This is a genomic window from Escherichia sp. WS3227_2 (assembly GCF_046486495.1).
Classification (GTDB): Bacteria; Pseudomonadota; Gammaproteobacteria; order Enterobacterales; family Enterobacteriaceae; genus Escherichia; species Escherichia coli.
Genome location: NZ_JBJQLG010000012.1, coordinates 123304 through 138386, shown reverse-complemented (window position 1 = coordinate 138386; position 15083 = coordinate 123304). Strand labels below are relative to the sequence as shown.

General features: G+C 50.3%; 14 protein-coding genes. 7 read left to right on the top strand and 7 right to left on the bottom strand.

Annotated elements, in window-relative coordinates:
- Positions 1–208: 208 nt before the first annotated feature.
- Positions 209–283: a tryptophanase leader peptide gene (gene tnaC / locus ACJHXB_RS17635; RefSeq protein WP_001364348.1), complete on the bottom strand. Its 75-nt coding sequence runs from the start codon at positions 281–283 to the stop codon at positions 209–211.
- A gap of 399 nt (positions 284–682) precedes the next feature.
- Here tnaC and ACJHXB_RS17630 point away from each other — a divergent pair, with 399 nt between their 5' ends.
- Positions 683–2860, top strand: a complete 2178-nt coding sequence (locus tag ACJHXB_RS17630; protein ID WP_000228229.1) for a ShET2/EspL2 family type III secretion system effector toxin — start codon at positions 683–685, stop codon at positions 2858–2860.
- Positions 2861–3007: 147 nt separating this feature from the next.
- Here ACJHXB_RS17630 and mnmE read toward each other — a convergent pair whose 3' ends face one another.
- The 6 genes from mnmE to ACJHXB_RS17600 all read right to left on the bottom strand — a co-directional run bounded on the left by mnmE (position 3008) and on the right by ACJHXB_RS17600 (position 7174).
- Positions 3008–4372: a tRNA uridine-5-carboxymethylaminomethyl(34) synthesis GTPase MnmE gene (gene mnmE / locus ACJHXB_RS17625; protein WP_001282361.1), complete on the bottom strand. Its 1365-nt coding sequence runs from the start codon at positions 4370–4372 to the stop codon at positions 3008–3010.
- A gap of 105 nt (positions 4373–4477) precedes the next feature.
- On the bottom strand, positions 4478–6124 hold the full coding sequence (gene yidC / locus ACJHXB_RS17620; RefSeq protein WP_000378258.1) for a membrane protein insertase YidC: 1647 nt from the start codon (positions 6122–6124) through the stop codon (positions 4478–4480).
- Between the two features lie 2 nt (positions 6125–6126).
- Positions 6127–6384, bottom strand: coding sequence for a membrane protein insertion efficiency factor YidD (gene yidD / locus ACJHXB_RS17615; protein ID WP_001307474.1), 258 nt, complete (start codon positions 6382–6384; stop codon positions 6127–6129).
- A complete protein-coding gene (gene rnpA / locus ACJHXB_RS17610) occupies positions 6348–6707 on the bottom strand; it encodes a ribonuclease P protein component (RefSeq protein WP_000239730.1) in 360 nt (119 codons plus the stop codon). Before rnpA ends, yidD begins: the two co-directional genes overlap by 37 nt.
- A gap of 16 nt (positions 6708–6723) precedes the next feature.
- Positions 6724–6864: a 50S ribosomal protein L34 gene (rpmH, locus tag ACJHXB_RS17605; RefSeq protein ID WP_000831330.1), complete on the bottom strand. Its 141-nt coding sequence runs from the start codon at positions 6862–6864 to the stop codon at positions 6724–6726.
- 229 nt (positions 6865–7093) lie between these two features.
- Complete coding sequence (locus ACJHXB_RS17600) at positions 7094–7174, bottom strand: hypothetical protein (protein WP_122134670.1); 81 nt, start codon at positions 7172–7174, stop codon at positions 7094–7096.
- Between the two features lie 296 nt (positions 7175–7470).
- Here ACJHXB_RS17600 and dnaA point away from each other — a divergent pair, with 296 nt between their 5' ends.
- The 6 genes from dnaA to yidA all read left to right on the top strand — a co-directional run bounded on the left by dnaA (position 7471) and on the right by yidA (position 15060).
- Complete coding sequence (gene dnaA, locus ACJHXB_RS17595; protein WP_000059111.1) at positions 7471–8874, top strand: chromosomal replication initiator protein DnaA; 1404 nt, start codon at positions 7471–7473, stop codon at positions 8872–8874.
- Between the two features lie 4 nt (positions 8875–8878).
- Positions 8879–9979, top strand: coding sequence for a DNA polymerase III subunit beta (gene dnaN, locus ACJHXB_RS17590; RefSeq protein WP_000673464.1), 1101 nt, complete (start codon positions 8879–8881; stop codon positions 9977–9979).
- Positions 9979–11052 (top strand): DNA replication/repair protein RecF, encoded by a 1074-nt coding sequence (recF, locus tag ACJHXB_RS17585; protein ID WP_000060112.1) that lies wholly within the window; start codon positions 9979–9981, stop codon positions 11050–11052. Before dnaN ends, recF begins: the two co-directional genes overlap by 1 nt.
- A gap of 28 nt (positions 11053–11080) precedes the next feature.
- A complete protein-coding gene (gene gyrB, locus ACJHXB_RS17580) occupies positions 11081–13495 on the top strand; it encodes a DNA topoisomerase (ATP-hydrolyzing) subunit B (protein ID WP_000072067.1) in 2415 nt (804 codons plus the stop codon).
- 239 nt (positions 13496–13734) lie between these two features.
- On the top strand, positions 13735–14133 hold the full coding sequence (locus ACJHXB_RS17575) for a YidB family protein (protein WP_000522208.1): 399 nt from the start codon (positions 13735–13737) through the stop codon (positions 14131–14133).
- Between the two features lie 114 nt (positions 14134–14247).
- The gene (gene yidA / locus ACJHXB_RS17570; RefSeq protein ID WP_410233522.1) at positions 14248–15060 is read left to right on the top strand and encodes a sugar-phosphatase; all 813 of its coding nucleotides are present in this window, start codon (positions 14248–14250) and stop codon (positions 15058–15060) included.
- Positions 15061–15083: the final 23 nt, after the last annotated feature.

Sequence of the window (15083 nt, the reverse complement as noted above, 5' to 3'; positions counted from 1 at the left end):
CATTTATTTTAATTACAGTGATCCCTGTGAATATTACATCTGCAATATCCATTAATTCGCCAGATATATATGCAAGCACCATCATTTACTAAAATAATTAAATAAATGAGACATGAGCTTTGCAAAAGGCAAAATTAAGATATAGCAAACAAATAGATCACATTGAATCTAATCGGTTTGGCTCTGGTGATGGCTACAGAAGGGCAAATCAAGGGCGGTGATCGACAATCTTGTTGTCAATATTGAACCATTTTGAGGTCACACATATATGTAAGATATTCATAATGCACTTATCCTCGAAAGACACGAGGCTACAGTATAATACTCAAGAATTTTGTCTATTCTAAAATTGTTTAAATGTGAATCGAATCACAATTAGATATTGTCTGTGTTTGTGATGGCTGGCCCATGCAAAATATTAGCAAAAATCCATAAATGGATAAATTTTTTAATTTTTATCATTATTGTTGAAGATGATGGCATTGATTATAGGGGTTCCATTACAAGGAGCTGTTTCCCTCATTGACGTCGCGGTTTACTCACTTCATTACCAGGTTGATGACCTGATGGGGTAATGACGTAAAAAGACAAATAACTCTATAAATGAGCGAAATTTGATAGTTGGTTTTTAAATAGTAACCTTATTATTACTACAACTTTCATATGAATGAGGGGAAAGAAAATGGTTGATAACGTAACTGTTGGCAGTGTATGTGCACAATCTCCTTCTTTCATGCCTGAGTTGGATGGAGGAAAAAATAAAACTCAATTGATCATTGATGATATAGTGGCGTATCTTAAAAATCCTTCAGTTTATTCGCTTGGAAAAGAAGGTCCGTTAAATCATTTTTTTAATAATTGTAGCGAGATTGAACCATGGGTTTTAATCGGTGGTGGACTTATTATTATTGTCTCCACATCTGAGCAAGACCCTGAAAGTCTGATTGTAACTGTGGGGGATATTGAAGGAAAGTGTGCTACACAGATTCCCGTACCACCCGCGCTTACAACATCCCTCAAAGATATTTTTATTCGCCCTCATACGAACGCAGATGATGAGAGTTTTACTAAAGAGCAGATAAAAGCTAATAGTAAATATGATATTGTAGATTATAACTGTAAGGTTTATTTTTATGAAAAACCGGAAGATTTAGTCGTATGCAGGCATATTTCTCTGCAGTATTGTATAGATTCATTGAATGAAAATACAGGGAAAGTTCCATTGAAGGAATGCTATTCAACTCCAGAAGGGATACAGCAACATATTCCATACGAGCTTGATCAGCAATTTGAAAATCTAATAAACAATCCACCACCCGGTACATTCGTCGTTGCCAGTGACAAGTTTGGGGAGACATTATCTGTCTTTTTTCATAGGATGGAAAAAGAGAAGTTAACGCATATGGCGGCAATCATTAAATCTCATACACACGCTATGGCCGTCCGCTTGAGGATAAAACAAACGCCTGCAGGAGAAACAGAATATGTTGTATCCTTTTATGATCCTAATGCAACCAATACTGCAGTACGCTATAAAGCAAAAAACTGTGATTCTTTTGGGTCATTACAAACATTTATAAATATTGAGTTGGCGAATATAAAATGGGTAAAAACAGAGATTTGCTCCGAGTGTGTAGGTATAATTCCTTATCTTCCTCGAGAACAGGCCCATTTATTAAGTGGTATAGAAAATGAATTGCAACCACCATTATCACCATCAGCATTATATCTATTAATGCAAATGGGGACGTATGAAAACATTGTTCTTTTTTTCGATAAGTTGCAAAATTCCCAAGAAATGACAGTATCAAAGGTTCTTGAGATTCTTGCTGCTAAAGGACCTGGAGGAACATATGGGTTATGTATGTTACTGCAATACGATAATCTTAATAAGATTAATGAATATATAAAAAATTTAAAAGAGTTGACCAGGAAATTTAATTTTAGCCAGGAAGACCTGGAAACTCTACTCCTTGCGAAAGATAACCGTGGTGTGAGCGCGATTTCTGTAGCTTTATCAAAAAATAAAAATGAGAATGAAAGTGTCAAGGCATGGTTGTCAGCGATAGATGACTTTGAGAAAGAATTTGGGGTAAATAAAAATGAAATACTTCTTAGTATAGGAAATGAAATAGACTCAACTTATGATTTAAATAGCGCTATTAGGACCAATAATTATAATGTTGTTAATATATTGCTCGCCAATATAAAAGCCAAAATGTTTAAAAATGAAATGAATAAAGAAGATATATTGAAACTGATGGCAGCAAGAGAAAAATGGACGGGGGAGTCAGACAAATGGACGAAGGCATCAGGCTTATATTCTGCGATAGTGAAAGGGTATACGGAGATTGTTGCCGCCTGGATGGAGACAGCTGATGTGATAGCCAGCCATTATGAAAATGATAAAGATGTGGTGAGAGAACTACTGTCGCTGAGCAGAAATAATGCCGTCTGCTCTTTGCATATTGCAAGCTTTAAGAAAATGAGTAAACAGGTCATTGACGTATATCTGAATGCGGCGATTCGCCTGGCGTTGCAACACGGGTTCACTTTCGATGAAATTGTGGAGCAGTTTACCCGTGACTTTGATGGCAAGCCATTCTCTCATGTGGTAAATAACGGGGATGATATACATATGGGACTCTGGCTGAAAATATTCAAAATTGTGGTTGGTGAAAATGAAAATTACCTTAAAGATGTGATGATGCAGCTGGAAGAAAAGAATAATGAAGGTAAATCTGTAATAAGTCTGGCAAATGGCAATCCTGTACTTAAAGAACTATTCTGGAAAGCAGTAGACGAATTTAACTTTCCGCAAGAGGAGCTTAATAGGTTAAAGCAATATCGTTCTCTGTAAAGACAGGACTGCAAGGTGTTTAAAGTCGCTCCAGCCAGTAGCAAAGGCAGTTTTGGTGCAGGATGCTCATAAAAAACAAGCGCTGTTCCGTTCTGATAGTTAGTTTCCCCAGAACGGAACAGTGCCCTTTATATCAATTTAGACGAGTTACTTACCAATACAGAAGCTGGAGAAAATCCGCCCCAGCAGGTCATCAGAAGTAAATTCCCCGGTGATCTCGCTTAAGTTCTGCTGTGCCAGGCGCAACTCTTCCGCCAGCAGTTCACCTGCCCAGGCTCCCAACAGTTGCGCTTTGCCCTGTTGTAGATGTTCCGCCGCTTGTTCCAGCGCCTGTAGGTGACGACGACGCGCCAGGAAGCCGCCTTCCATGTTGGTGTCAAAGCCCATGCTCTGTTTGAGATGGTTACGCAGCACGTCCACGCCTTCGCCAGTCCTTGCCGAGAGACGAATTAACGCGTGACCGTTCACTTCACTCATTCCCAGCGTTTCGCCGGTGATATCGGCTTTATTGCGCACCACGGTGATCGGCAGTTTCGCTGGCAGACGGGCGATAAATTCCGGCCAGATCTCTGCCGGATCAACGGCGTCTGTCGTGGTGCCATCGACCATAAACAGTACGCGGTCGGCCTGTTCAATTTCCTGCCACGCACGCTCGATACCAATACGTTCCACTTCGTCACTGGCTTCACGTAGCCCGGCGGTATCGATGATATGCAGCGGCATTCCGTCAATGTGGATATGCTCACGCAGCACGTCACGTGTGGTTCCGGCGATATCAGTTACGATTGCTGCTTCACGCCCCGCCAGCGCGTTTAACAGGCTCGATTTACCGGCGTTAGGACGTCCGGCAATCACCACCTTCATCCCTTCGCGCAACAAACTACCCTGACGTGCTTCAGCACGCACTGCATCAAGATCGGCAATCACGTCATTGAGCTGGGCTTCAATTTTGCCGTCGGAGAGGAAATCGATCTCTTCATCAGGGAAATCAATTGCCGCTTCGACGTAAATGCGCAAGTGGGTGAGGGCTTCCACCAGATGGTTGACCCGTGCGGAGAATGCGCCTTGCAGCGAGTTAAGTGCCGAACGGGCCGCCTGTTCCGAACTGGCGTCGATAAGATCCGCAATCGCCTCGGCCTGGGCTAAGTCGAGTTTATCGTTAAGAAACGCGCGTTCGGAAAACTCACCAGGGCGGGCAATCCGCAGGCCGGGAATGGTCAGAATGCGTTTTAACAGCAGGTCGAGGATCACCGGACCGCCATGACCCTGCAGTTCAAGCACATCTTCGCCGGTGAACGAGTTCGGGCCAGGGAACCATAGCGCAATCCCCTGATCGAGCACGCTGCCGTCGGCGTCTTTAAACGGAAGATAATCGGCGTAGCGCGGCTTAGGCAGTTTACCCAGCACGGTTTCGGCAACTTCACGGGCTTTGAGGCCGGAGATGCGCAGGATGCCAACGCCGCCACGTCCCGGAGGCGTGGCCTGGGCTACGATAGTGTCATTATCGCTCATGATGTTCCTGTTGCTTTGTGTGGCGGATGCGCGGTGCTTATCCGCCCTACGAAAAGAAAAAAGGCGGTCAACTGACCGCCCTTATTTTAGCGAAAACTCACCGAATCAGGATTTTTTCTTCTCGCGGCTATGCAGGCCACGTTTTTCCAGACCACGGTAAATCAGCTGCTGCTGAATAATGGTTACCAGGTTGCTGACGATATAGTACAGCACCAGACCTGACGGGAACCACAGGAAGAACACGGTGAAGATGACCGGCATAAAGGTCATGATCTTCTGCTGCATCGGGTCGGTCACGGTGGTCGGCGACATCTTCTGAATGAAGAACATCGTTACGCCCATCAGGATCGGCAGGATGTAGTACGGGTCCTGTGCAGACAGGTCGTGGATCCACAGTGCAAACGGTGCCTGACGCAGTTCAACGGAACCCATCAGCATGTAGTACAACGCCAGGAAGATTGGCATCTGGATCAGCAGCGGGAAGCAGCCGCCCAGCGGGTTAACCTTCTCAGCTTTGTACAGCGCCATCATTTCCTGACTGATACGCTGTTTGTCATCGCCCAGACGCTCACGCATTGCCTGAATCTTCGGCTGCAGCATACGCATCTTCGCCATGGAGGTGTACTGCGCTTTGGTCAGCGGGTACATGATGCCACGAACGATAAAGGTGATGATGATAATGGAGAAGCCCCAGTTACCCACAAAGCTATGGATCCATTTCAGCAGTTTGAACAGCGGCTGAGAGATGAACCACAACCAACCGTAATCAACGGTCAGATCCAGGTGCGGAGCAACAGCTGCCATTTTGTCCTGGATTTCCGGGCCAACCCACAGGGTGCTGTTCATCGCGCCAGTCTGACCAGGCTGAACCAGTACCGGCTGAGACTTGTAGCCGATAGCGGCGATGCCATTACCCAGATTAGCGGTATAGAAGTTATTGGTTCCGTCGTTATGCGGGATCCACGCCGTCGCGAAATACTGTTGCAGCATTGCCACCCAACCACCTTTCGAAGAGATGTTCAGGTTTTCGTTATCGGCAATGGTATCGAACTTGTATTTCTCGTACTTCTCGTCAGGCGTGGAGTACGCCGCGCCGCGGAAGGTGTGCAGTGCGAAGTTGCTGCTTCCGGTATCGAGATGCGGTGGCAGAGTGATGGATTGCTTCAACTGACCAAAGGTGGAGATCTCCAGCGGTTTCTCGCCAGCGTTCTGCACGTTGTAGTTGACGTTGACAGCGTAATCACCACGTTTCAGGACAAACGTTTTGGTAAACGTGTTGCCTGCCGCGTCGGTATACGTCATCGGCACCTGCAGTTCGTTTTGACCTTCAGCCAGCACATAAGCGTCTTTTTCAACGTTATACAGCGGACGCGGGCCGTTAGCCGGATTATCCGGGCCATCACGACCGGTCAGACCGCTCTGTGCCTGATAAATAAACTGCGGTGAAGTTTCCAGCAGCTGGAACGGCTGGGTAGAGTTCAGCTCTTTCGGGTAAGCAGGCAGCAGAGCTTGCTCAACATCACCACCACGGGTGTTGATGGTCAGATCAAGCACGTCGGTCTTAACCGAGATCAGTTTCCCCTGGCCACTGGCCGGTACGCCCTGGTCGGCGGCGCTACCCGCTGCGGTGGTCGTTGTCTGCGTGGTCTGTTGGGCCTGAGGTTGCGGGTTTTTATCCTGCTCCCAGGCTTGCCAGATCATGAAAGACACGAACAGCAAAGCGATGACTAAAAGATTGCGTTGCGAATCCATCGTTAGTGTTCTCTGGTATCAAATGGTCCGGGCGGGACGGGATCGTCACCACCAGGGTGTAAAGGGTGGCATTTTAATACGCGTTTCACCGTCAACCAACTGCCTTTTATCACTCCAAACCTGCGCAATGCCTCAATTCCGTAGCTTGAACAGGTTGGAGTGAAACGACAATGCGGCCCGAGTAGCGGACTAATCAGGCGTTGATAGACCCGAATGAGGGCTATCAGGACCCGCGAGCCAGGCGACAGTGGCGGCGCCATAATTTTTCCAACGCTTCCGAGAGAGCACGGTTATCGAGGTCGGCAACCCCTTTTTTCGCCACCACCACGAAATCCATAGCCGGGAGTTCATGTTGGCGCAGACGGAAGCTTTCACGCGTCAGACGTTTAATCCGATTGCGTTCATGGGCGCGTCGAACGTTTTTCTTGGCGACTGTAAGACCGATACGGGGATGCCCCAGCGAATTCAGGCGGCCGAGAATGGTAATTTGCGGCGTGCCAGCCCGTTGTGGCTGCTGGAAGACGAATGTGAATTGACTGGGAGTTAACAAGCGTAACTCCCTGGGAAATGCGAGCTTAACCACTCAGGGGTTAGCTTTATTACTTAGAAACGGTCAGACGAGCGCGGCCTTTAGCACGACGACGTGCCAGAACCTGACGACCATTTTTAGTAGCCATACGAGCACGGAAGCCGTGAGAACGGTTGCGCTTCAGTACAGACGGTTGAAAAGTGCGTTTCATGGCGATTTCTACCTAAACTTGAATAAATTCAATGGCTTTATTGGATATCCGCCGAAAAATGAAACGATGGACACCGAAGCCATGGGTGATTAAAGAGGCCGGATTGTAATAATTGTACACTCCGGAGTCAATTCTCTTTCCTTATTTACCGCGCTTTTCCGCACCTTTTCGCGTGGAAAACGTACGGCCTCACACCAGTGAAAACCAGCATGGCGCGCCGGGTGGAGGATTATACGGGCTGACGGGTAAAGCGCAAGGATCGTCCTGGATCTTTATTAGATCGATTAAGCCAATTTTTGTCTATGGTCATTAAATTTTCCAATATGCGGCGTAAATCGTGCCCGCCTCGCGGCAGGATCGTTTACACTTAGCGAGTTCTGGAAAGTCCTGTGGATAAATCGGGAAAATCTGTGAGAAACAGAAGATCTCTTGCGCAGTTTAGGCTATGATCCGCGGTCCCGATCGTTTTGCAGGATCTTGATCGGGCATATAACCGCAGACAGCGGTTCGTGCGTCACCCTCATGCAGGGTCTTTTCGACGTACGTCAACAATCATGAATGTTTCAGCCTTAGTCATTATCGACTTTTGTTCGAGTGGAGTCCGCCGTGTCACTTTCGCTTTGGCAGCAGTGTCTTGCCCGATTGCAGGATGAGTTACCAGCCACAGAATTCAGTATGTGGATACGCCCATTGCAGGCGGAACTGAGCGATAACACGCTGGCCCTGTACGCGCCAAACCGTTTTGTCCTCGATTGGGTACGGGACAAGTACCTTAATAATATCAATGGACTGCTAACCAGTTTCTGCGGAGCGGATGCCCCACAGCTGCGTTTTGAAGTCGGTACCAAACCGGTGACGCAAACGCCACAAGCGGCAGTGACGAGCAACGTCGCGGCCCCTGCACAGGTGGCGCAAACGCAGCCGCAACGTGCTGCGCCTTCTACGCGCTCAGGTTGGGATAACGTCCCGGCCCCGGCAGAACCGACCTATCGTTCTAACGTAAACGTCAAACACACGTTTGATAACTTCGTTGAAGGTAAATCTAACCAACTGGCGCGCGCGGCGGCTCGCCAGGTGGCAGATAACCCTGGCGGTGCCTATAACCCGTTGTTCCTTTATGGCGGCACGGGTCTGGGTAAAACTCACCTGCTGCATGCGGTGGGTAACGGCATTATGGCGCGCAAGCCGAATGCCAAAGTGGTTTATATGCACTCCGAGCGCTTTGTTCAGGACATGGTAAAAGCCCTGCAAAACAACGCGATCGAAGAGTTTAAACGCTACTACCGTTCCGTAGATGCACTGCTGATCGACGATATTCAGTTTTTTGCTAATAAAGAACGATCTCAGGAAGAGTTTTTCCACACCTTCAACGCCCTGCTGGAAGGTAATCAACAGATCATTCTCACCTCGGATCGCTATCCGAAAGAGATCAACGGCGTTGAGGATCGTTTGAAATCCCGCTTCGGCTGGGGGCTGACTGTGGCGATCGAACCGCCAGAGCTGGAAACCCGCGTGGCGATCCTGATGAAAAAGGCCGACGAAAACGACATTCGTTTGCCGGGCGAAGTGGCGTTCTTTATCGCCAAGCGTCTACGATCTAACGTACGTGAGCTGGAAGGCGCGCTGAACCGCGTTATTGCTAACGCTAACTTTACCGGACGGGCGATCACCATCGACTTCGTGCGTGAGGCGCTGCGCGACTTGCTGGCATTGCAGGAAAAACTGGTCACTATCGACAATATTCAGAAGACGGTGGCGGAGTACTACAAGATCAAAGTCGCGGATCTCCTTTCTAAGCGTCGATCCCGCTCGGTGGCGCGTCCGCGCCAGATGGCGATGGCGCTGGCGAAAGAGCTGACTAACCACAGTCTGCCGGAGATTGGCGATGCGTTTGGTGGTCGTGACCACACGACGGTGCTTCATGCCTGCCGGAAGATCGAGCAGCTGCGTGAAGAGAGCCACGATATCAAAGAAGATTTTTCAAATTTAATCAGAACATTGTCATCGTAAACCTATGAAATTTACCGTAGAACGTGAGCATTTATTAAAACCGCTACAACAGGTGAGCGGTCCGTTAGGTGGTCGTCCTACGCTACCGATTCTCGGTAATCTGCTGTTACAGGTTGCTGACGGTACGTTGTCGCTGACCGGTACTGATCTCGAGATGGAAATGGTGGCACGCGTTGCGCTGGTTCAGCCACACGAGCCAGGAGCGACGACCGTTCCGGCGCGCAAATTCTTTGATATCTGCCGTGGTCTGCCTGAAGGCGCGGAAATTGCCGTGCAGCTGGAAGGTGAGCGGATGCTGGTGCGCTCCGGGCGTAGCCGTTTTTCGCTGTCTACCCTGCCAGCGGCAGATTTCCCGAACCTCGATGACTGGCAGAGCGAAGTCGAATTTACCCTGCCACAGGCGACGATGAAGCGTCTGATTGAAGCGACCCAGTTTTCTATGGCGCATCAGGACGTTCGCTATTACTTAAACGGTATGCTGTTTGAAACCGAAGGTGAAGAACTGCGCACCGTGGCGACCGACGGCCACCGTCTGGCAGTCTGTTCAATGCCAATTGGTCAATCTTTGCCAAGCCATTCGGTGATCGTGCCGCGTAAAGGCGTGATTGAACTGATGCGTATGCTCGACGGCGGCGACAATCCGCTGCGCGTGCAGATTGGCAGCAACAACATTCGCGCCCACGTTGGCGACTTTATCTTCACCTCGAAACTGGTGGATGGTCGCTTCCCGGATTACCGACGCGTTCTGCCGAAGAACCCGGACAAACATCTGGAAGCAGGTTGCGATCTCCTCAAGCAGGCGTTTGCTCGCGCGGCAATTCTCTCTAACGAGAAATTCCGCGGCGTACGTCTGTATGTCAGCGAAAACCAGCTGAAAATCACCGCCAACAACCCGGAACAGGAAGAAGCGGAAGAGATCCTCGACGTTACCTATAGCGGTGCGGAGATGGAAATCGGCTTCAACGTCAGCTATGTGCTGGATGTTCTGAACGCGCTGAAATGCGAAAACGTCCGCATGATGCTGACCGATTCGGTTTCCAGCGTGCAGATTGAAGATGCCGCATCACAGTCGGCTGCCTATGTTGTCATGCCAATGAGACTGTAATGTCCCTCACCCGCTTGTTGATCCGCGATTTCCGCAATATCGAAACCGCGGATCTCGCTTTATCTCCCGGCTTTAACTTTCTGGTAGGTGCCAACGGCAGTGGCAAAACCAGCGTGCTGGAAGCTATCTATACGCTCGGCCATGGTCGGGCGTTTCGCAGTTTGCAGATTGGTCGCGTCATTCGCCACGAGCAGGAGGCGTTTGTTCTCCACGGGCGATTACAGGGCGAAGAGCGCGAGACAGCGATTGGCTTAACCAAAGACAAACAGGGCGACAGCAAAGTCCGCATCGACGGTACTGACGGGCATAAAGTCGCGGAACTGGCGCACCTGATGCCGATGCAACTGATAACGCCTGAAGGGTTTACTTTACTCAACGGCGGCCCCAAATACAGAAGAGCATTCCTCGACTGGGGATGCTTTCACAACGAACCCGGATTTTTCACCGCCTGGAGCAATCTCAAGCGATTGCTCAAGCAGCGCAATGCGGCGCTGCGCCAGGTGACACGTTACGAACAGCTACGCCCGTGGGATAAAGAACTGATCCCGCTGGCGGAGCAAATCAGTACCTGGCGCGCGGAGTATAGCGCCGGTATCGCGGCCGATATGGCTGATACCTGTAAGCAATTTCTCCCTGAGTTTTCTCTGACTTTCTCTTTCCAGCGCGGCTGGGAGAAAGAGACAGAATATGCTGAGGTGCTGGAACGTAATTTTGAACGCGATCGCCAGCTAACCTACACCGCGCATGGCCCGCACAAAGCGGACTTACGCATTCGCGCCGACGGTGCGCCGGTGGAAGATACCTTATCGCGTGGGCAGCTTAAGCTGTTGATGTGCGCCTTACGTCTGGCGCAAGGAGAGTTCCTCACCCGTGAAAGCGGGCGGCGGTGTCTCTACCTGATAGATGATTTTGCCTCTGAGCTTGATGATGAGCGTCGCGGGTTGCTTGCCAGCCGCTTAAAAGCGACGCAATCACAGGTCTTTGTCAGCGCGATCAGTGCTGAACACGTTATAGACATGTCGGACGAAAATTCGAAGATGTTTACCGTGGAAAAGGGTAAAATAACGGATTAACCCAAGTATAAATGAGCGAGAAACGTTGATGTCGAATTCTTATGACTCCTCCAGTATCAAAGTCCTGAAAGGGCTGGATGCGGTGCGTAAGCGCCCGGGTATGTATATCGGCGACACGGATGACGGCACCGGTCTGCACCACATGGTATTCGAGGTGGTAGATAACGCTATCGACGAAGCGCTCGCGGGTCACTGTAAAGAAATTATCGTCACCATTCACGCCGATAACTCTGTCTCTGTACAGGACGACGGGCGCGGCATTCCGACCGGTATTCACCCGGAAGAGGGCGTATCGGCGGCGGAAGTGATCATGACCGTTCTGCACGCAGGCGGTAAATTTGACGATAACTCCTATAAAGTGTCCGGCGGTCTGCACGGCGTTGGTGTTTCGGTAGTAAACGCCCTGTCGCAAAAACTGGAGCTGGTTATCCAGCGCGAGGGTAAAATTCACCGTCAGATCTACGAACACGGTGTACCGCAGGCCCCGCTGGCGGTTACCGGCGAGACTGAAAAAACCGGCACCATGGTGCGTTTCTGGCCAAGCCTCGAAACCTTCACCAATGTGACCGAGTTCGAATATGAAATTCTGGCGAAACGTCTGCGTGAGTTGTCGTTCCTCAACTCCGGCGTTTCCATTCGTCTGCGCGACAAGCGCGACGGTAAAGAAGACCACTTCCACTATGAAGGCGGCATCAAGGCGTTCGTTGAATATCTGAACAAGAACAAAACGCCGATCCACCCGAATATCTTCTACTTCTCCACTGAAAAAGACGGTATTGGCGTCGAAGTGGCGTTGCAGTGGAACGATGGCTTCCAGGAAAACATCTACTGCTTTACCAACAACATTCCGCAGCGTGACGGCGGTACTCACCTGGCAGGCTTCCGTGCGGCGATGACCCGTACCCTGAACGCCTACATGGACAAAGAAGGCTACAGCAAAAAAGCCAAAGTCAGCGCCACCGGTGACGATGCGCGTGAAGGCCTGATTGCGGTCGTTTCCGTGAAAGTGCCGGACCCGAAATTCTCCTCCCAGACCAAAGACAAACTGGTTTCTTCTGAGGTGAAATCGGCGGTTGAACAGCAGATGAACGAACTGCTGGCGGAATACCTGCTGGAAAACCCAACCGACGCGAAAATCGTGGTTGGCAAAATTATCGATGCTGCCCGTGCCCGTGAAGCTGCGCGTCGCGCGCGTGAAATGACCCGCCGTAAAGGTGCGCTCGACTTAGCGGGCCTGCCGGGCAAACTGGCAGACTGCCAGGAACGCGATCCGGCGCTCTCTGAACTGTACCTTGTGGAAGGGGACTCCGCGGGCGGCTCTGCGAAGCAGGGGCGTAACCGCAAGAACCAGGCGATTCTGCCGCTGAAGGGTAAAATCCTCAACGTCGAGAAAGCGCGCTTCGATAAGATGCTCTCTTCCCAGGAAGTGGCGACGCTTATCACCGCGCTTGGTTGTGGTATCGGTCGTGACGAGTACAACCCGGACAAACTGCGTTATCACAGCATCATCATCATGACCGATGCGGACGTCGACGGCTCGCACATTCGTACGCTGCTGTTGACCTTCTTCTATCGTCAGATGCCGGAAATCGTTGAACGCGGTCACGTCTATATCGCTCAGCCGCCACTGTACAAAGTGAAGAAAGGCAAGCAGGAACAGTACATTAAAGACGACGAAGCGATGGATCAGTACCAGATCTCTATCGCGCTGGACGGCGCAACGCTGCACACCAACGCCAGTGCACCGGCATTGGCTGGCGAAGCGTTAGAGAAACTGGTGTCTGAGTACAACGCGACGCAGAAAATGATCAACCGCATGGAGCGTCGTTATCCGAAAGCAATGCTGAAAGAGCTTATCTATCAGCCGACGTTGACGGAAGCTGACCTCTCTGATGAGCAGACCGTTACCCGCTGGGTGAATGCGCTGGTCAGCGAACTGAACGACAAAGAACAGCACGGCAGCCAGTGGAAGTTTGATGTCCACACCAATGCCGAACAAAACCTGTTTGAACCGATTGTTCGCGTGCGTACCCACGGTGTGGATACTGACTATCCGCTGGATCACGAATTTATCACCGGCGGCGAATATCGTCGTATCTGCACGCTGGGTGAGAAACTGCGTGGCTTGCTGGAAGAAGATGCATTTATCGAACGTGGCGAGCGTCGTCAGCCGGTAGCGAGCTTCGAGCAGGCGCTGGACTGGCTGGTGAAAGAGTCCCGTCGCGGTCTCTCCATCCAGCGTTATAAAGGTCTGGGCGAGATGAACCCGGAACAGCTGTGGGAAACCACTATGGACCCGGAAAGCCGCCGTATGTTGCGCGTTACCGTTAAAGATGCGATTGCTGCCGACCAGTTGTTCACCACGCTGATGGGCGACGCCGTTGAACCGCGCCGTGCGTTTATTGAAGAGAACGCCCTGAAAGCGGCGAATATCGATATTTAATGACGTTAACAATGCGAGCGTGCCTGATGCGCTACGCTTATCAGGCCTACGAGACTCGTGCAATATATTGAATTTGCATGATTTTGTAGGCCGGATCAGACGTTAACGCCGCATCCGGCAAGAAGCTATAAGAAAAGGGCGGAGATCATCTTCGCCCTTTTTATTTCTGCAATCCGCAATTATCATCCCGCAGATCTATACTTTTTGAGTCAACACGTAACGCTTTACAGGTGATTATCATGGGGCTTTTTGATGAAGTTGTCGGTGCCTTTCTGAAAGGCGATGCGGGGAAATATCAGGCCATTTTGAGCTGGGTTGAGGAGCAGGGCGGCATTCAGGTGCTGCTGGAAAAACTGCAAAGTGGCGGCTTAGGGGCCATTCTCTCAACCTGGCTGAGTAATCAACAGGGCAATCAATCGGTTAGCGGCGAGCAACTGGAATCGGCGCTCGGCACAAATGCGGTGTCCGATCTCGGGCAAAAACTGGGCGTGGATACCAGTACGGCTTCCAGTTTACTGGCAGAACAATTGCCGAAGATTATTGATGCACTCTCACCGCAAGGTGAAGTGTCACCACAAGCCAATAACGATCTGCTTTCCGCAGGCATGGAACTGCTGAAAGGGAAACTCTTCCGCTAAGCAAATGGGGAGCACGCAACGCGCGTTGCATCCCCCTTTTCCCCAGGGTGTTGTACTGATTTTTGAGCGGAATCGCGTTAGCATGGGTCAGGAACCAATCTACCTGGGGAACTCATGGCTATCAAACTCATTGCTATCGATATGGATGGCACCCTTCTGCTGCCCGATCACACCATTTCACCCGCCGTTAAAAATGCGATTGCCGCAGCTCGCGCCCGTGGCGTAAATGTCGTGCTGACGACGGGCCGCCCTTATGCAGGTGTTCATAATTACCTGAAAGAGCTGCACATGGAACAGCCGGGCGACTACTGCATTACTTATAACGGCGCGCTGGTACAGAAGGCCGCCGATGGTAGCACCGTGGCGCAAACCGCTCTCAGCTATTACGACTACCGTTTCCTGGAAAAACTCTCCCGCGAAGTCGGTTCTCATTTCCACGCGCTGGACCGCACCACGCTGTACACCGCCAACCGTGATATCAGCTACTACACGGTGCATGAATCCTTCGTTGCCACTATTCCGCTGGTGTTCTGCGAAGCGGAGAAAATGGACCCCAATACCCAGTTCCTGAAAGTGATGATGATTGATGAACCCGCCATCCTCGACCAGGCTATCGCGCGTATTCCGCAGGAAGTGAAAGAGAAATATACCGTGCTGAAAAGTGCGCCGTACTTCCTCGAAATCCTCGATAAACGCGTTAACAAAGGTACGGGTGTGAAATCACTGGCCGACGTGTTAGGTATTAAACCGGAAGAAATCATGGCGATTGGCGATCAGGAAAACGACATCGCAATGATTGAATATGCAGGCGTCGGTGTGGCGATGGATAACGCTATTCCTTCGGTGAAAGAAGTGGCGAACTTTGTCACCAAATCCAACCTTGAAGATGGCGTCGCGTTTGCTATTGAGAAGTTTGTGTTGAATTAATCTGTGGGCGGGCAAACAGTATA

Coding starts and splice junctions, on each gene's coding strand:
- mnmE (WP_001282361.1), bottom strand. CDS start 4,372: ATGAGCGATAATGACACTATCGTAGCCCAGGCCACGCCTCCGGGACGT.
- recF (WP_000060112.1), top strand. CDS start 9,979: ATGTCCCTCACCCGCTTGTTGATCCGCGATTTCCGCAATATCGAAACC.
- yidA (WP_410233522.1), top strand. CDS start 14,248: ATGGCTATCAAACTCATTGCTATCGATATGGATGGCACCCTTCTGCTG.
- ACJHXB_RS17600 (WP_122134670.1), bottom strand. CDS start 7,174: ATGACCATAGACAAAAATTGGCTTAATCGATCTAATAAAGATCCAGGA.
- rpmH (WP_000831330.1), bottom strand. CDS start 6,864: ATGAAACGCACTTTTCAACCGTCTGTACTGAAGCGCAACCGTTCTCAC.
- yidC (WP_000378258.1), bottom strand. CDS start 6,124: ATGGATTCGCAACGCAATCTTTTAGTCATCGCTTTGCTGTTCGTGTCT.
- ACJHXB_RS17630 (WP_000228229.1), top strand. CDS start 683: ATGGTTGATAACGTAACTGTTGGCAGTGTATGTGCACAATCTCCTTCT.
- yidD (WP_001307474.1), bottom strand. CDS start 6,384: ATGGCGCCGCCACTGTCGCCTGGCTCGCGGGTCCTGATAGCCCTCATT.
- dnaN (WP_000673464.1), top strand. CDS start 8,879: ATGAAATTTACCGTAGAACGTGAGCATTTATTAAAACCGCTACAACAG.
- ACJHXB_RS17575 (WP_000522208.1), top strand. CDS start 13,735: ATGGGGCTTTTTGATGAAGTTGTCGGTGCCTTTCTGAAAGGCGATGCG.
- gyrB (WP_000072067.1), top strand. CDS start 11,081: ATGTCGAATTCTTATGACTCCTCCAGTATCAAAGTCCTGAAAGGGCTG.